This is a genomic window from Novosphingobium sp. (assembly GCF_027531025.1).
Lineage (GTDB): Bacteria > Pseudomonadota > Alphaproteobacteria > Sphingomonadales > Sphingomonadaceae > Novosphingobium.
Map to the genome: position 1 here is coordinate 194234 of NZ_JAPZQX010000003.1, position 24011 is coordinate 218244.

The 24011-nt window shown below is 66.4% G+C and carries 21 protein-coding genes and 1 pseudogene; 7 read left to right on the forward strand and 15 right to left on the reverse strand.

The window, feature by feature from the left end; all coding sequences use genetic code 11:
* Positions 1–89 precede the first annotated feature (89 nt).
* Positions 90–695 (forward strand): hypothetical protein, encoded by a 606-nt coding sequence (locus O9281_RS03975; protein ID WP_298183051.1) that lies wholly within the window; start codon positions 90–92, stop codon positions 693–695.
* A 110-nt stretch (positions 696–805) separates the two neighbouring features.
* Complete coding sequence (locus O9281_RS03980; RefSeq protein WP_298183055.1) at positions 806–2212, forward strand: DEAD/DEAH box helicase; 1407 nt, start codon at positions 806–808, stop codon at positions 2210–2212.
* Between the two features lie 21 nt (positions 2213–2233).
* Here O9281_RS03980 and O9281_RS03985 read toward each other — a convergent pair whose 3' ends face one another.
* Both O9281_RS03985 and O9281_RS03990 read right to left on the reverse strand, forming a co-directional pair.
* Entirely contained in the window at positions 2234–3748 is a 1515-nt protein-coding gene (locus tag O9281_RS03985; RefSeq protein WP_298183058.1) for a M20/M25/M40 family metallo-hydrolase, read from the reverse strand.
* A 94-nt stretch (positions 3749–3842) separates the two neighbouring features.
* On the reverse strand, positions 3843–6128 hold the full coding sequence (locus tag O9281_RS03990; RefSeq protein ID WP_298183060.1) for an ATP-dependent helicase: 2286 nt from the start codon (positions 6126–6128) through the stop codon (positions 3843–3845).
* Positions 6129–6214: 86 nt separating this feature from the next.
* Between O9281_RS03990 and O9281_RS03995 the strand changes: the two genes are divergently transcribed.
* Positions 6215–7468, forward strand: a complete 1254-nt coding sequence (locus O9281_RS03995) for an MFS transporter (protein ID WP_298183063.1) — start codon at positions 6215–6217, stop codon at positions 7466–7468.
* Here O9281_RS03995 and rsmD read toward each other — a convergent pair.
* The 3 genes and pseudogenes from rsmD to O9281_RS04010 form a co-directional block, all read right to left on the reverse strand.
* Complete coding sequence (gene rsmD / locus O9281_RS04000; RefSeq protein ID WP_298183066.1) at positions 7452–8003, reverse strand: 16S rRNA (guanine(966)-N(2))-methyltransferase RsmD; 552 nt, start codon at positions 8001–8003, stop codon at positions 7452–7454. The genes O9281_RS03995 and rsmD overlap by 17 nt on opposite strands.
* Before the next feature lie 176 nt (positions 8004–8179).
* Positions 8180–8932, reverse strand: a pseudogene (locus O9281_RS04005) (pseudouridine synthase); the annotation flags it as partial.
* A 31-nt stretch (positions 8933–8963) separates the two neighbouring features.
* Positions 8964–10124, reverse strand: coding sequence for an aromatic ring-hydroxylating dioxygenase subunit alpha (locus tag O9281_RS04010; protein WP_298183069.1), 1161 nt, complete (start codon positions 10122–10124; stop codon positions 8964–8966).
* A gap of 63 nt (positions 10125–10187) precedes the next feature.
* Between O9281_RS04010 and O9281_RS04015 the strand changes: the two genes are divergently transcribed.
* Positions 10188–11519 (forward strand): MFS transporter, encoded by a 1332-nt coding sequence (locus O9281_RS04015; protein ID WP_298183072.1) that lies wholly within the window; start codon positions 10188–10190, stop codon positions 11517–11519.
* Here O9281_RS04015 and O9281_RS04020 read toward each other — a convergent pair whose 3' ends face one another.
* The 10 genes from O9281_RS04020 to O9281_RS04065 all read right to left on the reverse strand — a co-directional run bounded on the left by O9281_RS04020 (position 11520) and on the right by O9281_RS04065 (position 20350).
* Complete coding sequence (locus O9281_RS04020) at positions 11520–12806, reverse strand: folylpolyglutamate synthase/dihydrofolate synthase family protein (RefSeq protein WP_298183075.1); 1287 nt, start codon at positions 12804–12806, stop codon at positions 11520–11522. It abuts the gene before it with no gap.
* A 5-nt stretch (positions 12807–12811) separates the two neighbouring features.
* Positions 12812–13660 (reverse strand): acetyl-CoA carboxylase, carboxyltransferase subunit beta, encoded by an 849-nt coding sequence (accD, locus tag O9281_RS04025; RefSeq protein ID WP_298183078.1) that lies wholly within the window; start codon positions 13658–13660, stop codon positions 12812–12814.
* 3 nt (positions 13661–13663) lie between these two features.
* Entirely contained in the window at positions 13664–14455 is a 792-nt protein-coding gene (gene trpA, locus O9281_RS04030; protein ID WP_298183081.1) for a tryptophan synthase subunit alpha, read from the reverse strand.
* Positions 14452–15660 carry a tryptophan synthase subunit beta gene (gene trpB, locus O9281_RS04035; protein WP_298183084.1) on the reverse strand — a complete coding sequence of 403 codons (1209 nt, stop codon included), beginning with the start codon at positions 15658–15660 and terminating at the stop codon, positions 14452–14454. Before trpB ends, trpA begins: the two co-directional genes overlap by 4 nt.
* Before the next feature lie 78 nt (positions 15661–15738).
* A complete protein-coding gene (locus O9281_RS04040; RefSeq protein WP_298183087.1) occupies positions 15739–16380 on the reverse strand; it encodes a phosphoribosylanthranilate isomerase in 642 nt (213 codons plus the stop codon).
* A gap of 25 nt (positions 16381–16405) precedes the next feature.
* Complete coding sequence (locus O9281_RS04045; protein WP_298183089.1) at positions 16406–17164, reverse strand: SIMPL domain-containing protein; 759 nt, start codon at positions 17162–17164, stop codon at positions 16406–16408.
* 57 nt (positions 17165–17221) lie between these two features.
* Positions 17222–17896, reverse strand: coding sequence for an orotidine-5'-phosphate decarboxylase (gene pyrF, locus O9281_RS04050; RefSeq protein WP_298183092.1), 675 nt, complete (start codon positions 17894–17896; stop codon positions 17222–17224).
* Position 17897: 1 nt separating this feature from the next.
* The gene (locus O9281_RS04055; protein WP_298183095.1) at positions 17898–18218 is read right to left on the reverse strand and encodes a DUF1049 domain-containing protein; all 321 of its coding nucleotides are present in this window, start codon (positions 18216–18218) and stop codon (positions 17898–17900) included.
* A 69-nt stretch (positions 18219–18287) separates the two neighbouring features.
* Positions 18288–19601: an adenylosuccinate lyase gene (purB, locus tag O9281_RS04060; protein WP_298183097.1), complete on the reverse strand. Its 1314-nt coding sequence runs from the start codon at positions 19599–19601 to the stop codon at positions 18288–18290.
* A 62-nt stretch (positions 19602–19663) separates the two neighbouring features.
* Positions 19664–20350, reverse strand: coding sequence for a VOC family protein (locus O9281_RS04065; protein ID WP_298183100.1), 687 nt, complete (start codon positions 20348–20350; stop codon positions 19664–19666).
* A gap of 68 nt (positions 20351–20418) precedes the next feature.
* Between O9281_RS04065 and O9281_RS04070 the strand changes: the two genes are divergently transcribed.
* The 3 genes from O9281_RS04070 (at position 20419) to O9281_RS04080 (ending at position 24010) form a co-directional block, all read left to right on the forward strand.
* Positions 20419–21573: an alpha/beta hydrolase gene (locus O9281_RS04070; RefSeq protein WP_298183102.1), complete on the forward strand. Its 1155-nt coding sequence runs from the start codon at positions 20419–20421 to the stop codon at positions 21571–21573.
* A gap of 134 nt (positions 21574–21707) precedes the next feature.
* Complete coding sequence (locus O9281_RS04075) at positions 21708–22802, forward strand: acyl-CoA dehydrogenase family protein (protein ID WP_298183105.1); 1095 nt, start codon at positions 21708–21710, stop codon at positions 22800–22802.
* Entirely contained in the window at positions 22799–24010 is a 1212-nt protein-coding gene (locus O9281_RS04080; RefSeq protein ID WP_298183108.1) for an acyl-CoA dehydrogenase family protein, read from the forward strand. The genes O9281_RS04075 and O9281_RS04080 overlap by 4 nt, the downstream gene beginning before the upstream one ends.
* Position 24011: the final 1 nt, after the last annotated feature.

Below are 24011 nucleotides of genomic sequence, written 5' to 3' on the forward strand. Positions count from 1 at the left end.
TGGGGCACTACGGCTTTCCAGCCCCTTGCGGCGGGCGCTTTGGCTGGGTTAAGCGCGCGTTCAAACAACAACACTATTTCCCGGGGGCAATGCTACGCGGCATCCAACTGTTTGCGCTGATTGCGCTGGGTTCGGCTCTGGCCGGATGGTCGGCCGTCGGCGTGGCCGAGGAAGCCCGCGTTCCCCCGGCGCATCCGTCGGCAAACGCCCGGATGGTCTCGATTCCGCCGGCCCCGGTTCAGCGCCTGGCCGATGGGGGCGAAGAAATCGTGCCGGTGTTCCGCGATTACTTCCGCCTGCCCGATCCGGCCCAGGTGCGGATCGAACAGCGCGTGACGATCCGGATCAGCCCGCGTCCCGCCCCGGTGCCGATGGCCGTATTCTCCAGCAACGAAGGCCGCGACATGGGTGAGCCGCGCACCATCGAGCGCAAGATGGGCAAGTGCGTGCCGCTGGGCGGCGTGCTGGGGGTCCAGTCGGGCGGCGGCAACAAGCTGCTGCTGTTCATGCGCGGCCAGCGGCTGGTCAGTGCAACACTGGAAAAGGCCTGCCAGGGGCGTGACTATTACTCGGGCTTCCTGGTGGCGCAGCATGCCGACGGGCAACTCTGCGTCGACCGCGACGAGCTCCTGGCCCGCAGCGGCGCCAAGTGCAAGGTCAAGGGCTATCGCGAGATCATGCTGGTCGAGGACTGAGCGGCGGGTTTCCTTGACTTTCGGCCTGCATTGCGCCTAGGGCGCGGCAGCGCAAGTGTCGGAACCGTGAGACCGGCCAGACGCCGCTCACATCCGGAACCCTATTGCACATGTCCTTTGCCGATCTCGGCCTCTCTCCCGAACTTGTCCAGGCGGTGACCGCCAAGGGCTATGACACGCCCACGCCGATCCAGGCCCAGGCTATCCCGCAGGTGCTGATGATGCGCGATCTGATCGCCATCGCCCAGACCGGCACCGGCAAGACCGCCAGCTTCGTGCTGCCGATGATCGACGTGCTCTCGCACGGCCGCCGCCGGGCGATGATGCCGCGCAGCCTGATCCTGGAGCCGACCCGCGAACTCGCCGCCCAGGTCGCCGAGAATTTCGAGGCTTACGGCGTCAATCACGATCTCAAGATGGCGCTGCTGATTGGCGGCGTGCAGATGGGTGACCAGGTCAAGGCGCTGAACGAGGGCGTTGACGTGCTGATCGCCACGCCGGGCCGGCTGATGGACCTGTTCGAACGCGGCAAGATCCTGCTGACTGGCTGCGATCTGCTGGTGATCGACGAGGCCGACCGGATGCTCGACATGGGCTTCATCCCCGATATCGAGACGATCTGTTCCAAGCTGCCGACGCAGCGCCAGACCCTGCTGTTCAGCGCGACCATGCCGCCGCCGATCAAGAAGCTGGCGGACAAGTTCCTGTCGAATCCCAAGTCGATCGAAGTCGCGCGGCCGGCCTCGGCCAATGTCAACATTGCCCAGCACAAGGTGCTGGTGCCATCGGCCCGCAACAAGCGCGATGTGCTGCGCACCCTGCTGCGGACCGATGACGTGAAGACGGCCATGATCTTCGCCAACCGCAAGACCACGGTGCGCGAACTGAACAAGAGCCTGCAGAGCCACGGCTTCTCCTCGGGCGAGATTCATGGCGACATGGACCAGTCGTCGCGCATCGCCACGCTGGACAAGTTCAAGGACGGCACGATCAACATCCTGTGCTGTTCGGACGTTGCCGCGCGCGGGCTGGACGTGAAGGGCGTGAGCCACGTCTTCAACTTCGACACGCCCTGGCACCCGGACGATTACGTCCACCGCATCGGCCGCACCGGCCGCGCGGGCGCGACCGGCCGGGCCTTTACCCTGGTCGCGCCGGAAGACCAGGAAGCGATCGAGAACGTCGAAAAGCTGACCGGCATGAAGATCCCGGTCTTCACTGTCGAGGGCGGCAGGGCTGCCGACAAGCCCGAACGCGCCCCGCGTGAGCGCAAGGCCCGCGCAGATCGTCCGGCGCGTGAGGAAAAGCCGCGCAGCGAAGATAAGCCCCGCCGCGAGGCCCGTCCGCGCCGCGAGGAAGCCCCGGTGCGCGAGGAAGCGCCCGTGCGTGAGGAGCGGCCAGTCCGCGCGGTGCAGCCGCGCGCTGAAAAGCCGCGCCGCGATGACCGCGAACCGCCCAGCCAGCCCGGCGAATGGAACGGTCCGATCCCGGGCTTCCTGAATTTCGGCGTCAGCTGAGCCGGACCGGCTGGAGCGGCGCTATTTGAGCGCCGCCAGTTGGTACATCATTTCGACATAGCCCATCGTCGCGTCGGTGATCCCGGCGACCTTGGGATTGGTCGATTCCACCAGATACCACTCGTTCGGCGCATGGGCGCCGCTGCCGCTGCCGATCCCGAAGTGGCCGGCGGGGATCGAGACGGGCGGGGCGGTAAAGACCGCGCCCGGCCACGATCCGGCGAGCCGCGGGTTGAGATTGGCGGTGACGCCCAGCGCGCGATAGCTGGCCAGCTCGGCGCGGATCAGGCGGCTGTCCTCTGCGGTCTCGGTCGGATCATAGCCGCCGCTGACTTTCATCTCGATATCCTGGAAACCGCGCTTGTCGAGATGCGCGCGCAGCTTGCGCTCGGCTTCGGCGCGGGTCTGGTTGGGGACCAGCCGCAGGTCGAGCTTGGCTGTGGCCTTGCCCGGCAGGATGGTCTTGCCACCGGGGCCGGTATAGCCCGCCACCAGCCCTTCGATATTGACGGTCGGCTCCTGCGCCAGCCGCTCCAGCGCCTGGTTATAGGGCAGGTTGTCGATCCAGTGGGTGACGCCGAGCGACTGCTTTTGCTGCGCCTCGTTCCCGGCCGCCGCCACCTGCGCGATCAGTTCCCGTTCGCGCGGAGTCAGCTTGCGGACATTCTCGAACCAGCCGTCGATCGCGGCCGTATTGCCATCGGGCGTGACCAGCGTGTTGAGCGCCGTGACCAGCCGCCAGACCGGGCTGTCGACCACCGCCTTGAGGCTGGAATGGATATCGTCCTTCGGCCCGCGGCCCCACTTTTCGCCACTGGCGATCAGTTCCAGCTCGATCACGCCCTTGGAGCCAAGGTTGACCTGAACCTCGCCATTGGGGCCTTGCCAGCCGGCGGGAATGAAAATGCCGGCGCACTTGCGCAGCGCAGCCAGCACGTCCGGCGTTTCGACGATCTGGCGGAAATTGGGGGAGCCGATCTCTTCCTCGCCCTCGGCCACCAGCACCAGGTTGACCGGGGGCTTCACCCCGGCGGTCTTCATGGCGTGAAGCGCGGCCAGCAAGGTTGCTTCCGGCCCCTTCTGGTTCACCGCGCCGCGGCCCATGATCACCTGGCCCCAGCCGGGCTTGTCGACAATCCGCGCTTCCAGCGGGTGCGATTGCCATTCGGCGGGATCGAACTGCTTCACATCGTACATGAAGTAGATGCCCAGCGTGGTCTTGGCGCCGTTGTCCATCACGCCGAACACACCGGGAATGCCGGAGCTGGTCGGAACCTGGCGAACGCCGGTGAACCCTGCGGCGCGGGCCAGTTCCTCCATATAGGCCGCGCCCTGTGCGATATTGAGGTTTTCGGCCGCAATCGTCGGCAGGCCGATCCAGTCCTGGATGCGCTTGATGTCCGCCGCCTTGTTCTTCAGCGCGGCTGCGCGGATCGCGGCGCGGGCATCGGCCTTGGCAAAGACGCGGTTCGGCAGGAACGCGGCTCCAGCCCCCAGCAGCAGGGAATTGCGGATCAGCGTGCGGCGGTCATGCATTGGTCTGTTCTCCCCATCTCGAAGGCCCCCCGAAATCGAGGGCGAAGGATGGCCGGACGGGGATGATCAGGCAAGCCGCCTTGGCAACCGGTACTCAGGCCAGTTTCACGAAACTGTCGATCACGCGCTTGGGCCCGGCGGTCTCGAAGTCGATCTCCAGCTTGTTGCCTTCCTGCGCGGTGATCGTGCCGTAACCGAACTTGTCGTGGAACACACGCGCGCCGACCCGCACGTCGCTGCGCTGCTTGGCGGCGAAGCTGGCGGCAGAGCGGGTCGCTTCGGGCAGGCGGCGCGGGGTGGGATCATAGCTTTGCGCGGCGGCGCGCTGCCAGCCCGGTCCGCGCGCGGCACTGCGGCTGGCATTGTCGCGTGCGACATGGGCGAAGGGATCGTCACATTCGCTCCACTGTGCCCGCCACAGCGAGGCTCCGCCCGACAGGCTCGATTCCTGTTCGATATGGGCTTCGGGCAGCTCGGCAATGAAGCGGCTGGGGATCGAACTGGTCCACTGGCCATAGATCCGCCGGTTGGCGGCGTGGAGGATCGTGCAGCGCCGCCGCGCGCGGGTGATCGCGACATAGGCCAGGCGGCGTTCCTCCTCCAGGCTGGCAAGCCCGCCCTCATCGAGCGACCGCTGGCTGGGGAAGACGCCTTCTTCCCAGCCGGGCAGGAAGACGTTGTCGAATTCCAGCCCCTTGGCGCCGTGCATCGTCATGATGGTGACCTTCTCGGCATCGTCGGCGGCCTCGTTGTCCATCACCAGGCTGACGTGTTCGAGGAAATCGCCGAGCGTCTCGTAATCCTCCATGGCGCGGGCGAGTTCGACCAGGTTTTCTAGGCGGCCGGCGCTCTCCGCGCTTTTTTCTGCCTGAAGCGCGGCGGTGTAGCCGCTCTCGTCCAGCAGGGTGCGGACCAGTTCAGCCGGGGAGGCGGTCTTGGCTAGGTCGCGCCAGCGGGCGATGTCGCGCATGAAGGCCAGCAGCGTGTTGCGTGCCCGCGCGGGCAGCTCGTCGGTATCGGCAATCTCGACCGCCGCCAGGCTCAGCGGCACGCCGCGCGCGCGGGCATGGCGGTGCAGCTTTTCCAGCGTCTTGTCGCCCAGGCCGCGCTTGGGGGTGTTGTAGATCCGCTCGAAAGCCAGGTCGTCGCTCGGCTGGGCGATCAGGCGGAGATAGGCGAGGGCATCGCGGATTTCAGCACGTTCGTAGAACCGGAAGCCGCCGATGATCTTGTAACCCATGCCGATCGCGATGAAGCGGTCCTCGAACTCGCGGGTCTGGAACTGGGCGCGGACCAGGATCGCCGCCTGGTTGAGGCTGGCCCCTTCGCGCTCCAGCCGCTCGATCTCCTCGCCGACCCGGCGGGCTTCCTCGGGCGCGTCCCACACGCCGATCACGCGAACCTTGTCGCCGCCGTTGCGCTCGGTCCACAGCGTCTTGCCCAGCCGCTGGCTGTTCGCATCGATCAGGCCAGAGGCGGCGGCTAGAATGTCTGGCGTGGAGCGATAGTTCTGCTCCAGCTTGATGATCTTTGCGCCCGGAAAATCTTTTTCAAACCGCAGGATATTGGCCACTTCTGCGCCACGCCATGAATAGATCGACTGGTCGTCATCGCCCACCACGCAGATGTTGTGGCGTGGCTGGGCCAGCAGGCGCAGCCACAGGTACTGGACCTGGTTGGTATCCTGGTACTCGTCCACCATGATGTATTTGAAGCGCTGCCGGTACTGCTCCAGCACCTCGGGGTGGCTGCGCAGGATGGTCAGCATGTGCAGCAGCAGATCGCCGAAATCGCAGGCATTCAGCGCCTTCAGCCGGTCCTGGTAAAGCCGGTAGAACTTCTGCCCCTGGCCATTGGCGAAGCTCTCGTTTTCAAGTGCATCCAGATCTTCGGGGCGCAGGCCCTTGTTTTTCCAGCGATCGATGCACTGGGCCAGCTGGCGCGGCGGCCAGCGCTTGTCATCCAGCCCCTCGGCCTGGATCAGCTGCTTGAGCACGCGGAGTTGATCGTCGGTATCGATGATCGTGTAGTTCTGTTGCAGGCCAGCCAGTTCGGCATGGCGGCGCAGCATCTTGGCGGCAATCGCATGGAAGGTACCGAGCCAGGGCATCCCTTCCACCGCCGGGCCGACCAGGTGGCCGACCCGCTCCTTCATCTCGCGCGCGGCCTTGTTGGTGAAGGTGACGCAAAGGATCTCGCTCGGCCAGGCCAGGCGGCTGCGGATGATGTGCGCCAGCCGCGCGGTCAGCGCCGCGGTCTTGCCGGTGCCCGCCCCGGCCAGCATCAGCACCGGGCCCTCGGTCGCCAGCACGGCTTCGCGCTGCGGGGGATTGAGCCCGCTGAGCAGGGGATCGGAGCTTGAGTCGGGAAGCGTGGTCACGCGGAACGGCTAGGGAACATCGCCGCGCGGCGCAAGGGCATCGCGCCGGTTGACACCAGCGTCTTTGGCCCGCAGCACTTGCGCCCATGCACCCGATCCGCCAGCACGCCCGCATCCTCACCGCCAGCCTCGTTGGCACCGCGGTGGAATTCTATGATTTCTACATCTACGCCACGGCCGCGGCGCTCGTGTTCGGGCCGCTGTTCTTCCCCTCCAGCGATCCGACCACGCAGGTGATGCTCAGCTTCATGAGCTTCGGCATTGCCTTCTTCGCGCGGCCGGTGGGGGCGATCGCCTTTGGCCATTTCGGGGACCGGATCGGGCGCAAGTCGACCCTGGTCGCCTCGCTGCTGCTGATGGGCGGATCGACGCTGCTGATTGCCTTCTTGCCCACCTACGCGATGATCGGCTGGGTCGCTCCGGCGCTGCTCTGCGTGCTGCGGTTCGGGCAGGGGTTTGGCCTGGGCGGCGAATGGGGTGGAGCGGCGCTGCTGGCGGTGGAAAACGCGCCGCAGGGCTGGACCGCCCGGTTTGGCGCTGCCCCGCAACTGGGCGCGCCGCTGGGCTTCCTCGCCGCCAACGGGCTATTCCTGGTGCTGGGGCTGTGGCTGGATGATGCCGCGTTCAATGCCTGGGGCTGGCGCATCCCGTTCCTGTTCAGCGCCGTGCTGGTGATCATCGGCCTGTGGGTGCGGCTGAAGATCGGCGAAACGCCTGCCTTTCAGGAAGCGCTCGACAAGGCTCCGCCGCATGCCGTGCCGCTATGGGAACTGCGGCGTCATTCGGGTGCGCTGCTGGCCGGAAGCGCCGGGGTGATCGCCTGCTTCGCGATCTTCTATCTCGCCACGGCCTATGCCCTGGCCCAGGGGACGACCACCTTCGGCTATAGTCGCGAGACGTTCCTGGCGGTGCAGCTGGGGGCCAATACCTTCCTGGCGCTTGGCATCATTCTGGCCGCGATCCATGCCGACCGGACCGCGCCGGGGCGCACGCTGCTGCTCGGCGCGCTGGCCACCGTAGCTTTGGGCTTTGCTTTCGGGCCAGGGCTGGCTTCCGGCTCGCTGCCGACAATCTTCGCGACGCTCGCCGCAGCGCTGCTGGTGATGGGCTTCGTCTATGGCCCGCTTGGCGGCTGGCTGCCGACGCTGTTCCCAGTGGGGGTGCGCTACAGCGGGATTTCGGTCGCTTTCAACGCGGGCGGCATCGTTGGCGGGGCGCTGACCCCTCTGGCGGCGCAATGGCTGGCCGGGCAAGGGATGGGCGCGCAGGCCGGGCTGCTGCTAAGCGTGGCCGGGCTGGTGACGCTGGCGGGAATCCTCGCGGCTAGGCCGCAAGCCTGAACAGCGTCAGCCGCGCCTTGCCGACTTTGCGATCGGCGAGGGCTTCAAGGCCTTTGACCTGCGGCACTTCGTCGTACCCGGTTTCAAGGCTGATCCAGGTCGCCGGGCCGATCCAGCCGAGGCGGTTGAGCTTGTCGAGCGCTACCTGGCCCGCGCCAGTGCCATAAGGCGGATCGAGCAGGATCAGGTCGAGTGGGGTCTTGGCCGGCCCCATCGCCAGCACCGATCCGGCGCGCACCTCGCTTTGCGGCTGGGCGTGGAGGTTGGCGATATTGCTGCGCAGCGCGCGCAGGGCCGGGGCATCCTGCTCGACGAACAGGCACGAGGCGGCACCGCGTGATAGCGCTTCCAGCCCCAGCGCGCCCGATCCGGCGAACAGGTCGGCCACGGTCAGTCCTTCGAAATCGCCGATCCGGCTGACCAGCATCGAAAACAGCGTTTCACGCGTGCGGTCGGCAGTGGGGCGCGTGGCATCGCCCACCGGCGCGACGAGCTTCCTGCCGCGCCATTGCCCGGCAATGATCCGCAGGCTCATTTGCGCGGCGTCCCAGGTTTGCGCGGTGGGCCCGGCTTGCGCGGCGGGCCCTTGCGGGCAGCTGGCTTGCCCGCAGCCGGCTTCGGCCCGGAAGGCTTGCGCGGCCCATCGCGGCGGATACGCATCCGGGCCTGGTCATGCGCAGGGCGCGGCGGCGCGGCTTCTGTTTCGCCCGGCACCTTGAGACTTTTGACGAACCGCTCCACCTCGACCTGGCGGATCTCGACCACCTGGCCGCGTGGCAGGTCAAGCAGTTCGAACGGGCCATAGGCGGTGCGGATCAGGCGGCTGACTTCGAGGCCGAGATGCTCCAGCACACGGCGCACTTCGCGGTTCTTGCCTTCGGTGATCGTCACTTCGATCCACTGGTTGCGCCCGGTGCTGCGCTCCATGTTGGCGTTGATCGGGCCATAACGGATGCCCTCGATCTCGATCCCCTCGATCAGCTCCTCCAGCTGGTCCTGCGTGACATCGCCAAAGGTGCGGGCGCGATAGGTGCGCGGCAGGCCGGTGGAAGGCAGCTCCATGGTTCGCTTCAGGCCGCCATCATTGGTCAGCAGCAGCAGTCCCTCGGTGTTGAAGTCCAGTCGCCCGATCGGCATCACGCGGCCCGCGTTGGCGGGCAGGGCATTGCGCAGCGCGGTGTAGATCGTTGGCCGACCCGCGGGATCGCGCTCGGCGGTGATCAGCCCGGCAGGCTTGTGGAACAGGAACAGCCGCGCGGCATCGGGGTCTTTCACCGCCTTGCCGTCCACGTTCACGCCCTTCAGGCTGGTCAGCACGGTGTTGGGGGTGGTGACCACTTCATCGCCGATCTTGACCCGGCCATCCGCGATCATCCGCTCAACCTCGCGGCGGCTGGCGATGCCGGCGCGGGCAAGGAGTTTGGCGATGCGATCGCCTGTTCGGGGATTGTCGGATGCAGTCATGGCGCGGCCTTAGCGGCAGAACGCCCGCGCGTCACCCTTCGGCAAGCGCCAGTTGTTCTTCGCAGATCTCGTGCAGCCGTCGGATCCCGCCTTCCAGCGTACCAAGCGTCAGTTCGGGCACCGCGCCGGTCGATAATCCCTGCTGGCCGAGCGCCGCGGCGCGGAAATCCTCGGCGCCGAACACTCCGCCGTCGAGCAGCGCCCAGCTCCGCTCCCAGTGGTCGCGGGCCTTGTCGGTCTGCGGAGCCTCGGGGATCAGCATGAAATCCTCGACCAGGGTGCGGTCATGCGCCTGCGGCCAGAACGACATGACGTTGATGTAGTCAGGGCTCATGATCACCACCGTGGCGGGGAACAGCTGATAGGCAAAGGTGCCCAGCCGCCGCAGCGCGGCCATGTCGGTCAGGTCCACGCCTTCCATCTCGGCCGCGCGGCCTACAAAGCTGCGCTGGTGCGGGCCGATTTGGTCACCGCTGGTCACGCCATCCTTGAAGAACGGCGCGATCGTCGAGGCGTGCAGGCGCAGCACATGGTAGCTTTCGAGGAAGGCATCCATGATCAGCTTCCAGTTGGAAGCAACGTCATGGGTCTTGCGCGCGAACAGGTGCAGGTCGCGCATGGCGAAGGCATCGAAATCGGCGCCGAGGGTGATCGCGTGGCCGAAGTCGGCCTCACCTTTCGGCGCATACCAGATCAGTCCGCCCGCCTCGCAACTGGGCAATTCGGCCAGGCTATAACCGGCCTTGTCCAGTCCCGGGAACGAATCGGGGCGGGGCAGGGCCAACAGGCGGCCATCGGTGGCATAGGTCCAGGCGTGGTAGGGGCAGGTCAGCCGCTTGCCGCATTGCACGTCTTGCCCTTCGACCAGCCGGGTGCCGCGATGCTTGCAGACGTTGAGGAAGACATGGACCTGCCCGTCGCCATCGCGGGTGATCAGCAGCGGTCGGCCAGTGGCATCGTGCGGTACGGCCATGTTGGGATCGGGCAGCAGCGCCGAAGGACACAGCACCTGCGGCAGACGGCCGAACAGCCCGGCCTGCTCGCGCGCCCAGTGCGCCGGATCGGTATAGACGCTGGCCGGCACCCGGGTGATCCCGCTGCCGCTGCGCCCGCATCCATCGACAATCGCTTGCGCCAGGGCGAGCTGGCCAGGGGTAGGGCTAGTGCCCGGAAGTGTGGATGCTGTTGCCATGCGGGCTACCAATCCTCCGTTCCCGCGCTAGGTTCGCGCGAAATCGACCCGGGAGCAAGCGCCGTGAACGAAGCCAGTCAAACCGTAGCGTCCGGCGAACGCAGCTTGCTGGGCTCAATCAAGCCATACCTCGAAAAGGAATCGCTTGCCGCCTTTTTCCTGGGGGTCTCCTCCGGCTTTCCCTATGCCATGATCGGCGCGACGCTGACCACGCGGCTGGCGCAGGACGGGATCGACAAGAAGACTGTTACCGCCTTCACCCTGGCCTTCCTGGTCTATAATCTGAAAGTGTTCTGGGCCTGGATCGTCGATGGCGTGCGCCTGCCGCTGATCGGCCGGCTCGGCCAGCGGGTCTCGTGGATGATCGTGTCCGGCCTGCTCGTGATCGCGGCCGTGGTGAACCTGGCTTTGATCGACCCAAGCGCCGATATCGCGGCCACGGCCACTGCGGCGATCCTGGTCGGGATTGCCGGGGCGACCTTCGATATCGTGATCGATGCCTACCGGATCGAGACGTTGAAGCCCTACCAGCTCGGCACCGGTTCGGGGATGAGCCAGTATGGCTGGCGGATCGGCTCGGCCGGGGCCGGGGCGCTGGCGCTGGTCGTAGCGGCGCGCAGCGACTGGTCGATGGCCTATATCGCTTGCGCCAGCTTTGCCCTGCCAGCCATGCTGACCGCATTGTTCATGGGCGAACCGGCCCGCCACCGCGCGGCTGCCGCGCGCCGCGGCCTGGCTGAGGTCTGGACCTCGATCGCCGGGCCTTTCGCGGAGTTCTTCCAGCGCAACGGGGCGCTGCTGGTGCTGTTGTTCATCCTGGTCCACAAGATCGGTGACACGCTGGCAAACCTCACGTTCCGGCTGCTGTTCGATGACCTGGGCTTCAGCAATGACGAGATCGCGATCTACGATGTCGGCGTCGGCTTTTGGGCCTATCTGATCGGAATATTCATCGGCGGCGTCGCCTATGCCCGGCTTGGGCTGAAGAAGTCGGTGCTGATCGCGCTGGTGCTGATGTGCATTTCCAACCTCAGCTTTGCCGGACTGGCGGCAGCGGGCCATTCGAACCTGGGCATGGCGGCTGCAATCGGGTTTGAGAACGCGGCTTCGGGCTATGGTGGCGTGGTGGTCGTCGCCTATTTCTCGGCGCTGTGCGACCTGCGCTTTACCGCCGCGCAGTATGCCCTGATTTCAGCCGGGGCGAGCGTGATCGGTCGCTTTGTGACCGGCACCACTGCGGGCGGCCTGATCGAGGGCATCGGTTACGTCCAGTTCTATGTGCTTACCACCGTGCTGGCCGTGCCGGGGATCGTGCTGTTCTGGTGGATGAGCCGGACCGGGCTGGTCGACGCGGCGATGGGCAGCGCGGGGAGCGAGGCGGAAAAGCCCGGCTGATCAATCCGGCACTTCGCCGTTCAGTTTCAACACCTCGCCCGCGAGATAGAGCGAGCCCGCGATCAGCACCGGCAGGCCATCCTGCGGCAGGGCGGCAAGTGCGCTGGGTACATCGGGGAGGGCGACTGCTGCGGGGCCAAAGGCGGCGGCATCATGCCATTCGTGCGTTGGCACCGGGACTGCCGAGATCGTCGCGGCATTGGCGGCCAGCGGGCCGGTGAGCGCGGCGGGGTCCTTGTTGGCCAGCATGCCAATGATCAGGTGGAAGCGCTGGTCCCTGAAGTGCGCGGCGAGCGCGGCTCCGGCCGAAGGATTGTGCCCGCCATCAAGCCAGACCTCGCGACTGCCGGTCAGCGGGCCCGGCTGCAGTCGCTGCATCCGCGCGGGCCAGGTGGCGGCGTCCAACCCGGCGCGGATCGCCGCTTCGGACACGGCGAGCGCGCTCTGATGCCGCAGCATGGCCACGGCAAGGACCGCATTGTCCGCCTGATGCGGGCCGGGCAGGGCGGGTAGTGGCAGGTCGAGCATGCCATGCCGGTCACGATAGGCGATCGTTTCACCCAGCTCGGCAAACCAGTCCAGCCCGCGCAGGGCGGGGCGGGCCCCGGCCCGCATCGCCTGGTCAAGCACGGCCTTGGTCATGCCGGTCGCATATTCCTGCGTGACCAGCGGCACACCGGGCTTGGCGATCCCGGCCTTTTCGAAGGCGATCCGTTCCAGCGGCACGGTCGGCACGCCGTCTTCGGGGGCGAGCAGGAAGCGTTCGTGATCCAGACCCAGCGCGGCAATCCCGCAGGCGACGGGTTGCTCAAGGACATTGGTCGCGTCGAACCGGCCACCCATGCCCACCTCGACCACGCAGGCATCGGCCGGAACCCGCGCGAACTCGGCAAAGGCAGCGGCGATGGTCACTTCGAAGAAGCTGGGGTTGAGATCATGCCCAAGGTCCAGCACTTCGGCCAGCACATCGGCCAGCCGGTCATCGTCGATCAGCTTTCCGGCCAGCCGGATGCGCTCGTTATAGCGGACCAGGTGCGGGCTGATCGTGGCGTGGACGCGATGGCCCTCGGCCTCCAGCATGGCGCGCAGGAAGGCGCAGGTGCTGCCCTTGCCATTGGTGCCGGCGACATGGAACACCGGGGGCAGGCGCTTGTGCGGATCGCCAAGGCGCGACAGCAGCGCGCGGATCGTTTCCAGCCCCAGCCGCCCCTCCGGCACGGAGAGCGCGCCCAGCCGGTCAAGCTGCGCCTGGACGCGAGGGTTCTCAGACGTGGCGAAATCGCGCACCGGGGTCAGGCTGCCTTGGCAGTCCCCAGGTAGTCCAGCACCAGCGCGAGCCGATCCTTCAGGTCGCGGCGGTGGACCACCATGTCGACCATGCCATGCTCATGCAGGTATTCGGCGCGCTGGAAGCCTTCGGGCAGCTTTTCGCGGATCGTGTCCTGGATCACGCGCTGGCCGGCAAAGCCGATCAGGCAGCCCGGCTCGGCAATCTGGACATCGCCGAGCATGGCGTAGGAGGCGGTGACGCCACCGGTGGTCGGATCAGTCAGCACGACGATATAGGGCAGGCCAGCGGCATTCAGGCGGCGGATCGCCACGGTGCACTTGGGCATCTGCATCAGCGACAGGATGCCTTCCTGCATCCGCGCGCCGCCGGCAGCGGTGCAGATTACGTAAGCGCATTTTTCCTTGAGCGCCTTGTCCGCCCCTGCGACGAAAGCCGCACCCACGGCCATGCCCATCGATCCGCCCATGAAGGCGAAGTCCTGCACACCCAGCACCGCCTTGTGCCCGCCGATCGCGCCAAGCGCATTGGTCAGCGCATCGGGGTGCGGATTGGCGGCGCGGGCGGCCTTCAGCCGGTCGGGATACTTCTTCTGGTCCTTGAACTTCAGCGGGTCTTCCTTGACCTTGGGCGAAGGCAGGACCGTGAAACCGGGATCGAGCAACTGGGCAAACCGAGCATCGGCACCGATCCGCCCGTGATGCTCGCAGCGCGGGCAGACGTTGAGGTTTTCCTCGTACTCCTTGGTGAACAGCATTTCGCTGCACGAAGGGCACTTGATCCAGAGGTTGTCCGGAGTGTCGCGCTTGTCCTTGAAGGGCAGCGCTTTGCGAACGCGGTCGATCCAGCTCATGGCTCAGTCCCTAGCCGAATGGACCGCCGCCGCCAATGCCGCAGTCAATTCCTGCACTGGACCAGCTGCATTCACGCCATGCTCACCGACCAGATCAACCAGCGCCGAGCCGACCACCACGCCGTCCGCCACCTTGGCAAAGGCGGCGGCCTGTTCGGGGGTGCGCACGCCGAAGCCGACGGCAACGGGAAGATCGGTTGCGGCCTTGATCCGTGCCATCGCCTCGGCAATCGAACCGACGGCGGCCTGTTGCATGCCCGTAATCCCGGCAACCGAGACGTAGTAGAGAAAGCCCGACGAACCATCGAGCACCGCCGGCAGCCGCGCTGCATCGGTAGTGGGGGTGGCGAGCCGGATCAGCGAGATGCCCTTGGCGCGCAGCGCGGGGCCCAGTTCCGGGTCTTCCTCGGGCGGAATGTCGACGCAGATGACCCCGTCGACGCCCGCAGCGGTGCACTGGTCAGCGAACCAGTCGGAACCGCGAATGGTCATCGGGTTGGCATAGCCCATCAGCACCAGCGGCACGTCTGGATGCCGGGCGCGGAAATCGGTCGCGATCTTGAGGATGTCCGCCGTGCGGGTGCCCGCGCCCAGCGAGCGCAGGTTGGCCTTCTGGATCGCCGGACCATCGGCCATCGGATCGGTGAAGGGCATGCCCAGTTCGATCACGTCGGCCCCACCGACTACCAGCGCATCGAGGATCGCGGGGGTCGCTTCCGGCGTCGGATCACCCCCGGTGACGAAGGTGACGAGGGCCGGGCGGCCCTTGGCAAAAGCGGCAGCAAGGCGCGTCACAGCTTCACCCCGAGGTGCTCCGCGACCGAGAAGATGTCCTTGTCGCCGCGGCCGCAGAGGTTGACCAGCACGATCTGGTCCTTGCTCATGGTCGGGGCGACCTTGGTAACGGCGGCGATGGCGTGGCTGGGCTCGAGCGCGGGGATGATCCCCTCGGTCCGGCAGAGCAGCTGGAAGCCTTCCAGTGCTTCGGTATCGGTCACGCTGGTATAGTCGACCCGGCCCACTTCCTTGAGCCACGAATGCTCCGGCCCGATGCCCGGATAATCCAGCCCCGCGCTGATCGAGTGGCCTTCGGTGATCTGGCCGTCCTCGTCCTGCAACAGGTAGGTCTTGTTGCCGTGGAGAATGCCCGGACGCCCGCCCGCGAGCGAGGCGGCGTGTTCCTTGTCGAGGCCATAGCCAGCCGCTTCCACGCCCAGCATCCTGACCGAGGGATCATCGAGGAACGGGTGGAACAGGCCGATGGCATTGCTGCCCCCGCCGATCGCCGCGACCAGCAGGTCGGGCAGGCGGCCGGTGCGGGCCAGCATCTGCGCGCGGGCTTCCTTGCCGATCACCGACTGGAAATCGCGCACGAGCTCGGGATAGGGGTGCGGGCCGGCAGCGGTGCCGATGATGTAGAAAGTGTCGTGCACGTTCGCGACCCAGTCGCGCAGCGCCTCGTTCATCGCGTCCTTCAGCGTCGCCGCGCCCGAGGTGACTGGCACCACTTCCGCGCCAAGCAGCTTCATCCGGAACACGTTGGGCGCCTGGCGAGCGACGTCGGTCGCGCCCATGTAGACCACGCAGGGCAGGCCGAAACGGGCGCAGACCGTGGCCGTGGCAACCCCGTGCTGGCCCGCGCCGGTTTCGGCAATGATCCGGGTCTTGCCCATGCGGATCGCCAGCAGGATCTGGCCGATGCAATTGTTGATCTTGTGCGCGCCGGTGTGGTTGAGCTCGTCGCGCTTGAACCAGACCTGCGCGCCGCCCAATTCTTCCGTCAGGCGGGGAGCGAAATAGAGCGGGCTGGGGCGGCCGACGTAATGTTCCAGCAGGTCGTCGAATTCGGCCTGGAACGCCGGGTCGGCCTTGGCCGCGCGGTAGTTCTGCTCAAGATCGAGGATCAGTGGCATCAGCGTTTCGGCGACATAGCGTCCACCGAACTGGCCAAAGTGGCCACGATCATCAGGCTGGTTGCGGTATGAGTTGGCTGCGGTCATGACGCAAAGGCGCTTGGCACGGCGGGCGGGCGCTGTCCAGCGGGCGAAAGTCCAGATACTGGTCGCTGCGTCAGACTGTCAGGCGGATCGTGCCGCGGCGCAGAAGGCTGCGATCAGGGCCGGGTCCTTCACGCCTGGCGCGGATTCGACCCCCGATGCCGTATCGACCATCCCCGCGCCCGAAATGCGCACGGCTTCGGCCACGTTCGCTGGGGAGAGACCGCCCGCCAGGCCCCAGGGCAGCGCACCGCGATAGGCCGTAAGCAGCGACCAGTCGAAAGCCAGCCCCATCCCGCCGGGCAGGGTGCCCTTGGGCGTCTTGGCATCGAACAGGATGAAATCGGCCGCGCCGGCATAGGCTTCGGCCTTGGCAATGTCGCCAGCACCCGCGACGCTGATCACTTGCCACACCGGCAGCCCGAAGCGAGCCTTGATTGCCGCCGCCTGGGCGGGAGATTCGCCGCCGTGGAGCTGGATCGCATCGAGCCGGGCCGCCGCCACAGCTTCGGCCATTGCGGCAGCTTCGGCCGCCACGAACACGCCCACCCGCTTGATCCGGCCTTCCGCCCGCGCGCCCAGCTCGGCTGCAAGGTTCAGCGGCAGGAAGCGGGGGCTGGGCGGATAGAAGTTGAAGCCGACACAATCCGCGCGCGCGGCAATGGTGGCTTCCAGCGCGTCGGCAGCGGCAACGCCGCAGATCTTGATGGCGGGGGCGGGCATTGCCGCCCCCCTAAACCCTAGAGCCCTAGGGTGCCAGTTCGAACTGCACCGAAACCGTGGTGGCCATGGTCAGCTCGCCCGAGGCGACCGGTGTGGCGGCTGCCTCTGCCATCATCCCGGCCTTGGCGTAGACCATCGGCACTGGCGGAGTGAAACCGCCGCCCTCGCTGATCGAGACGATCCGCTTGACCTTCAGGCCCGCGGCCCTGGCATAAAGCTCGGCGCGCTTGCGGGCCTTGGTCATGGCGGCGCTGCGGGCTTCGTCCAGCGCGGTATCGGCATCGTCCAGCTCGAACGAGGGTCCGTTGATCTGGTTTGCTCCTGCGGCAACCAGGGTGTCCAGCACCTTGCCGAACTCAGCCAGCTTGCGCTGGCGGACTGTCACCTGGTTGTTGACCTGGTAGCCAATGATCCGCGGCTCCTGGTTTTCGACCTGCCCGTTGGGGCCGATTACGGGTGGGGCATAGACCGGATTGAGGTTGAGGTTGCTGGTCTGGATATCCTTGTCAGCAATCCCGGCCGCCTTCAGCGCGCCGATAAAACGGTTCATGTCGGCCGAATTGGCGGCAAGGGCAGCAGCAGCGGTCTTGCCCTGGCTGGTCACCCCGGCGCTGAACACGGCAAGGTCCGGCTTGCGTGACGTGCGTGCTTCGGCGCTGATCGAAAGCAGGGTGGACGTTGGGGCGATGGCGGCCACAGGGCTGGCCGTCTGGGCCATGGCGGCAGCACCCGGCAGGGCGAGGGCAAGGGCCAGAGGGGCGGCAGCAAAACGCAGGAATTTCATGAGGTTCTCCTTATGGATTGCCTCTTTGCACCCACGATGCTTGCCGCTCGCTGAACGTCAGAGCGTGGCCTCGATTGCCCGGGCGGCGGCAACCGGATCCTCGGCGCGGCTGATCGGGCGGCCGATGACCAGCACCGATGCCCCGGCATCGCGGGCCTGGCGCGGGGTTACCGCACGCTTCTGGTCACCCATGGCCCCGCCGGCCGGGCGCAGACCGGGGACAACGAAGAAGCCGTCCTTCCACTGCTTGTGGACCGCGCCCACTTCGTGTCCCGAACAGACGATGCCATCGAGGCCGGACTGATGGGCGAGGTCAGCCAGGCGCATAACCTGATCATGCGCGCTGCCGCCAACGCCGGTGGCGGCCATGTCGGTTTCGTCAAGGCTGGTCAGCAGGGTCACGGCCACGACCTTGGTATGCTCGCCCGCCGCCGCCTTGGCATCTTCCATCATCGCGCGGCCACCGGCAGCATGGATGGTAACGATGGCCGGCTCCAGCACGTGGATCGCCTGCATCGCTGCGGCTACGGTGTTAGGAATATCGTGCAGCTTGAGGTCGAGGAAGATCGGCAGACCGACCTTGGCCAGTTCGTGCACGCCGTGATGGCCATGGGCGCAGAAGAATTCGAGGCCCAGCTTCAGCCCGCCGACATGGCCCTTGACCTTGCGGGCCAGGGCTTCGGCGGCATCCAGCCGGGGAACGTCGAGCGCGAGATAGATCGGGTTCGACATGTCAGGCGGCGCCCTCGTTCTTGCTGGCTTCGGCTTCAAGCTGGGTGGCGGTGGCCACGGCTACCGGTCTGCCCTGGCTGGTGGCCTTGACGGTGTTTTCGAGCAGGCCGATCCGGCGGTTCAACCGCCAGCTTACGCCCTTGTGCAGCAGCCACATCGGCAGGAGGCCCATCAGGAACGAGATGATGACCAGCGCCGGGAGCTTGGTTTCAAGGATCAGACCTTCCCAGATCTTCACTTCCACCGGCTGCCAGTTGTTCAGCGTGAACAGCCCCAGCGCCACCAGCACGAGCACCCAGATCACTGTCCGGATCACCTGCATGGCCCCATGTCTCCTTTACCCGCTGCTTGCTTGCTCGCGATGCTAGGCGGGATGGCGGGCAAGGGCAAGTTAGGCCCCGAACACGCGGGCAAAGATCGTGTCGATCGCCTTGAAGTGGTAATCGAGATTGAACTTTTCCTCGAGCTCAGCAGGCGAGAGCGCCGCGGTCACTTCCGGATCGGCTTTCAGCAGTTCGAGCAGGTTGAGCTGTCCGTCGCTCTCCCAGACCTTCATCGCGTTGCGCTGGACCAGGCGGTAGGCGGCATCGCGCTCCAGCCCGGCCTGGGTCAGGGCCAGCAACACGCGCTGCGAGTGGACGAGGCCCCCCATCTTGTCGAGGTTCTTCTGCATCCGCTTCGGGTAGACGACCAGCTTGTCGACCACGGAGGTCAGGCGAGCCAGCGCGAAGTCGAGCGTGATCGTCGCGTCGGGGCCGATGAAGCGTTCCACCGAGGAGTGCGAGATATCGCGTTCGTGCCACAGCGCCACGTTTTCCAGCGCCGGGGTCACGGCCGAGCGGACCATGCGGGCGAGGCCGGTCAGGTTCTCGGTCAGCACCGGATTGCGCTTGTGCGGCATGGCGCTCGAGCCCTTCTGGCCGGGCGAGAAGTATTCCTCGGCCTCCAGCACTTCGGTCCGCTGGAGGTGGCGGATCTCGACTGCAAGGCGCTCGATGCTGCTGGCGATCACGCCCAGGGTGGCGAAGAACATCGCGTGGCGATCGCGCGGGATGACCTGGGTCGAAACCGGCTCCACTGCCAGGCCCAGTTGCTGCGCGACGTACTCCTCAACCGAGGGATCGATGTTGGCGAAGGTGCCGACCGCCCCCGAAATCGCGCAGGTCGCCACTTCGGCGCGGGCGGCGAGCAGCCGTGCCTTGCAGCGGCTGAATTCGGCATAGGCCTCGGCCAGCTTCTTGCCGAAAGTGGTTGGCTCGGCGTGGATGCCGTGGCTGCGGCCGATGGTGGGGGTGTACTTGTGCTCGAAGGCGCGACGCTTGATCGCGGCCAGCAGCTCGTCAAGATCGGCCAGCAGGATATCGCTGGCCCGGGCAAGCTGCACGGCCAGCGTGGTGTCGAGCACGTCGCTGCTGGTCATGCCCTGGTGCATGAAGCGCGCTTCCGGGCCGACCTGCTGGGCCACCCAATCGAGGAAGGCGATCACATCGTGCTTGGTCACCGCCTCGATCGCGTCGATCGCGGCCACGTCGATTGCGGGGTTGGTCGCCCACCAGTCCCACAGCGCCTTGGCGCCGCTGGGCGGGACGACGCCCAGTTCGCCCAGTTTCTGGGTTGCATGGGCTTCGATCTCGAACCAGATCCGGAAACGCGCTTCCGGTTCCCAGATGGCAACCATCGCGGGGCGGGCATAACGGGGGACCATGTTCGACTCCTTGCGCTGTTGCCGGAGCCGCTAGGGGGCGGGGCGCGTCAAGGCAAGGGGCGTCACGCCAGGACCGGGGGCTCGTCATAGGTCCCCTGCGCCGTGATCGCGGCATCGGGCGCGGCGAGGATCGCCTTCAGCGCCTCGGGCGGATAGGCCAGGTTCGGCACGGCCGGATCGTAAGCCGGTTGCGCTACCGGCCCGTCCGGGTTGCAGGGTGGCGGGTTCAGCATGGCTTCGGCCTCGGCCCCGGAGATGCCGCATTCGGTCAGCATATTGGGATCGACCCACCGCGCCGGATCGAGCGGGGCGACCTGGGTAGAGACCTCCAGCGTCAGGCCTTCCGGCCCGGCGAAATAGATCGACTTGCAGAAGCCGTGGCCGATCGGGCCGATGGCAGGAACGCCATGGCTGCGGATCCGGTCGCGCATGGCGATCAGGCCATCCTCGTCCGGCACGCGGAAGGCGATGTGCTGCATGGTCCCGGCGGCGCATTTGCCGGCGCCGGTCCCGGCATGGGTGATTCCGATCGTGCTGGGGACTTCATCAATCCCGGCCAGTTCGACCACCGAGAAGAAGCTGTCCGGCCCCATCTCGAGAAACGCATGCTTGCCGCCCGGCACGCCGTGCATTTCGAACAGGCCCTTCAGCGGAAAGCCCATCACCTGGGTGAAGAAGGTGAGCTGCGCCTTCATGTCCGCGCTCATGATCGCGATGTGGTGGATCCCGTCCGGCTGCTGCACGCGCATCGTTGCTCTCCCGTCTCGACAAGCGGGGAAATCCTATCCACGCTGGGGGTGGAGAGGAAGCAGAATCGATGACTATCGTTCGCGAGCCCTATGGCTTCATCTACAAGGACCCTTCGCCGCTGAAGGAAACCTATGGCGGGCCGACCGGCCGCGTCTTCATCGAATGCATGCGGATCCGGCCGGAGGGCAGCGAGCGGGCACAGACGGCGATAGTGTTCTCTCACCCGATCGGCGGCGGGGCCTTCCTGCCGCTGGTTTCGGCCCTGGCCCACGCCGGAAGCCACGTGATCTATGTGAACCCGCGCTATCGCGGCAACGATACCGCGCTGATCATGGAAAAATGCGTGCTCGACCTGGGCGCAGCGATTGCCGACTGCAAGCGGCGGTTCGGTTACGAGAAGGTGGTGCTCGGCGGCTGGTCGGGCGGGGGATCGCTCTCGCTGTTCTATCAGGACCAGGCCGAGCATCCGACCATCACCCAAACCCCGGCGGGCGATGCGGTCGATCTGGTCAACGCGGGGCTGCAACCGGCCGACGGGGTCATGCTGCTGGCCGCACACATCAGCCGTGCCGTGACGATGACGGAGTGGCTCGACCCTTCGGTGGTGGACGAGGATCGCCCGTTCGAGCGGGATATCGAACTCGATATCCATCACCCCGATTGCCCCAACCAGGCCCCGTTCACCCCCGAATTCGTCGCCCGGTTCCGCGCGGCGCAGATCGCCCGCAATGACCGCATTACCGAGCGGGCGCGCGCCATGCTGGCCGAAATCCGGGCTTCGCGCGTGCCCGATGGCGAGCGCTGCTTCACGGTACAGGGCACGATGTGCGACGTGCGCTGGCTCGATCCCGCGCAGGACCCGTCCGACCGGGAACCCTATACCTGCTACCTTGGCGATCCCCGGATTGTGAACGACGGGCCAGTGGGCCTGGCGCGGTTCACCACGGCGCGGTCCTGGCTGTCACAGTGGAGCCATTCGGCCAGCAACGCCAACGGCCTTGTCAATGGCGCGCGGATTTCAGCCCCGTCGCTGGTGCTCAACAACACCGCCGACCTGGCCTGCACGCCCAGCCACGCTCACCGCCTGTTCGCGGCGCTGGGCAGCTTCGACAAGACCTATCGCGACGTGGTGGGGGCCGATCATTACTATACTTCGCGCCCGGACCTGCTGCCCGAGGCGGTAGGTATCGTGCGCGGCTGGATGGCCGAGCGCGCGCTGTGATCCGCTCATCTGCGGCCTGACCGAAAGCCCACTTGTCGGTCGCACAGCAAGCGTTTAATCGTTCGATTAAATCGTCGGCAAAGCGACCTGGCTGAATTCAGGTCTCGCGCCATAGGGAGACAGGAAAGGACGATATGTCAATCCTTTATGATGAAGGCCAACAGGCGATAGCGACCGAATCGCGCCGCGTGCTCGATGCCCGCGTGGCCAAAGACCGGCTGCTCAAGCTGCTGGAGCAGGTCGGCGAACATGACGCCACCTTCTGGGATACGGCGGTCGAACAGGGCTGGACCGCCCTGGCCGTGCCGGAAGAGCATGGCGGGTTGGGCCTTGGCCTGGTCGAGCTGGGTCTGGTGGCCCAGGCGAGCGGCGCGGCGACTGCCGGTGCGCCCTTCCTGACCCCCGGCTATGGGGTTACCCATGCGCTGGTTGCCGCGGGCAATGCCGATCTTGCCGCCAAGTACCTGCCGCAGATCGCCAGCGGCGATGTGCGCGGTGCGGTGGCCTTCGCAGAAGGGACCGACATCCTCCCCGCCACGCCCGCAACCAAGTTTGCCGATGGCAAGCTGACCGGCAGCAAGCCAGCCGTGCCCGGCGCGATCAAGGCCGAATTGGCCTTGGTCTGGGCCAGCGGCGCGAATGGCCCGGTACTGGCGATTGCCGAACTGGCCGGGGCGGAGCGCAAGCCTGTTTCCAGCTTCGACAACAGCCGGCTCTATGCCGACCTGACCTTTGCCGGCACCCCGGCGACCATCCTGGCCGAGGGTGCCGCGGCGCTTGACCTTGCCCGCGAAGTCCTCGCCCGGATGGCCGTAGTGACGGCGCACGAGCAGGTCGGCGGGTCCGAGGCGCTGCTGCACATCGCGCGTGACTATGCCGTGATGCGCAAGGCCTTTGGTCAGCCGATCGGTGCCTTCCAATCGGTCAAGCACCGCATTGCCGAGATGTATGGCCTGGTGGAAATCGCCCGCGCGAACTGCATCCACGCCGCTGCCGTGGCCGGAACCGACGAGTTCCTCGTCGCCGCTGCCGACGCGCGCCTCACTGCCACCGAAGCCTATGACACCTGCGCGCGCGATTGCGTGCAGATCCACGGCGGGATCGGCGTGACCTGGGAACAGGGCCTCCATCTCCACATGCGCCGGGCTCGCAGCCTGGCGATCGAGCAGGGCAACCTGCTGTTCTGGGAAGACCTGCTGGTCGAAAAGCTTACGGGAGAAGCCGCATGAGCGAGATCGAAACCTATCGCGCCAAGGCGCGTGCCTGGCTTGAATCGGTGGCGCCGAAGTATTCGCGCGCAGCCCGTGGCAAGCTGAACCTGACGGTCGAGGAAGACCTGGCGCTTGGCCGCCAGTACATGGCGGAAAAGTTCGATGCCGGGTTTGCCGGGATCAACTGGCCGACCGAAATTGGCGGTCAGGGCCTCTCGAACATGCACAAGATCGCTTATGACAGCGAAGAGATGCAGTTCGGCATGCCGAACGTCTATTTCGGCATTTCGCTGGGCATGCCGATCCCGATCCTGATCCACTATGGGCAGGACCGTGCCTGGGTGAAGGAGCGCGTGATCAAGGCGCTGCGGGGCGAGGAAATCTGGTGCCAGCTGTTCTCCGAACCTTCGGGCGGCTCCGACCTTGCGGCGCTGCGCACCAAGGCCGAGCCTGATGGCAACGGCTGGCGCATGACCGGGCAGAAGATCTGGACCAGCTGGGCGCAGTATTGCGACTATGGCGTGATCGTGGTCCGCACCGATCCGACGGTCGAGAAGCACAAGGGCCTGACCTATTTCTGGGTCGACATGCGCGCCGAGGGCGTCGAGGTCCGCCCGATCAAGCTCGCCGGCGGTGACAGCCATGTGAACGAGGTTTTCTTCGATGCCGTGCGGCTGGAAGACAGCCAGCGCATGGGCGAAGTGGGCGGCGGCTTTGGCGTCGCGCTGCACACGCTGATGATCGAACGCTACATCGCCACCGACAGCGCCGGGTTCGGCCCGCACCTCGACCTGTTTGTCGATACCGCGCGCGATCTGGCAATCAATGGCAAGCCCGCGCTGAAGGACGGCCGCATCCGTTCGGCCATCGCCCGCAACCACGCGATGCGCGCGGGGCTGGACAGCATCACCAAGCGCGCCTTCGCGATGATGCAGGCCGGGATGCAGCCGGGGCCGGAAGGTTCGCTGCAAAAGCTGGTCGCGGTGCGCAGCCGTCAGAAGCTGTCGGAAATGGCGCTCGACCTGCAAGGCAACCAGGCCTTCGATTTCGATCCCCATGCCTATGTGAAGGAAGACTGGGGCACCAGCTGGCTCAATGCGCCCACGGGCCGCATCGCCGGCGGTTCGGACGAGGTCCTGCTGAACACCATCGCCGAAAAGGTGCTGGGCCTGCCGCAGGACCACCGTCCGGACAAGGGCGTGCCGTTCAACGCGATCCCGGCCTGAT

Bases quoted from the DNA above. Each gene is read 5' to 3' on its own strand.
- O9281_RS03975 (WP_298183051.1), top strand. From the start codon at position 90: ATGCTACGCGGCATCCAACTGTTTGCGCTGATTGCGCTGGGTTCGGCT.
- O9281_RS03980 (WP_298183055.1), top strand. From the start codon at position 806: ATGTCCTTTGCCGATCTCGGCCTCTCTCCCGAACTTGTCCAGGCGGTG.
- O9281_RS03985 (WP_298183058.1), bottom strand. From the start codon at position 3,748: ATGCATGACCGCCGCACGCTGATCCGCAATTCCCTGCTGCTGGGGGCT.
- O9281_RS03995 (WP_298183063.1), top strand. From the start codon at position 6,215: ATGCACCCGATCCGCCAGCACGCCCGCATCCTCACCGCCAGCCTCGTT.
- rsmD (WP_298183066.1), bottom strand. From the start codon at position 8,003: ATGAGCCTGCGGATCATTGCCGGGCAATGGCGCGGCAGGAAGCTCGTC.
- O9281_RS04010 (WP_298183069.1), bottom strand. From the start codon at position 10,124: ATGGCAACAGCATCCACACTTCCGGGCACTAGCCCTACCCCTGGCCAG.
- accD (WP_298183078.1), bottom strand. From the start codon at position 13,660: ATGAGCTGGATCGACCGCGTTCGCAAAGCGCTGCCCTTCAAGGACAAG.
- trpB (WP_298183084.1), bottom strand. From the start codon at position 15,660: ATGACCGCAGCCAACTCATACCGCAACCAGCCTGATGATCGTGGCCAC.
- O9281_RS04040 (WP_298183087.1), bottom strand. From the start codon at position 16,380: ATGCCCGCCCCCGCCATCAAGATCTGCGGCGTTGCCGCTGCCGACGCG.
- O9281_RS04045 (WP_298183089.1), bottom strand. From the start codon at position 17,164: ATGAAATTCCTGCGTTTTGCTGCCGCCCCTCTGGCCCTTGCCCTCGCC.
- pyrF (WP_298183092.1), bottom strand. From the start codon at position 17,896: ATGTCGAACCCGATCTATCTCGCGCTCGACGTTCCCCGGCTGGATGCC.
- O9281_RS04055 (WP_298183095.1), bottom strand. From the start codon at position 18,218: ATGCAGGTGATCCGGACAGTGATCTGGGTGCTCGTGCTGGTGGCGCTG.
- purB (WP_298183097.1), bottom strand. From the start codon at position 19,601: ATGGTCCCCCGTTATGCCCGCCCCGCGATGGTTGCCATCTGGGAACCG.
- O9281_RS04065 (WP_298183100.1), bottom strand. From the start codon at position 20,350: ATGCGCGTGCAGCAGCCGGACGGGATCCACCACATCGCGATCATGAGC.
- O9281_RS04070 (WP_298183102.1), top strand. From the start codon at position 20,419: ATGACTATCGTTCGCGAGCCCTATGGCTTCATCTACAAGGACCCTTCG.
- O9281_RS04075 (WP_298183105.1), top strand. From the start codon at position 21,708: ATGTCAATCCTTTATGATGAAGGCCAACAGGCGATAGCGACCGAATCG.
- O9281_RS04080 (WP_298183108.1), top strand. From the start codon at position 22,799: ATGAGCGAGATCGAAACCTATCGCGCCAAGGCGCGTGCCTGGCTTGAA.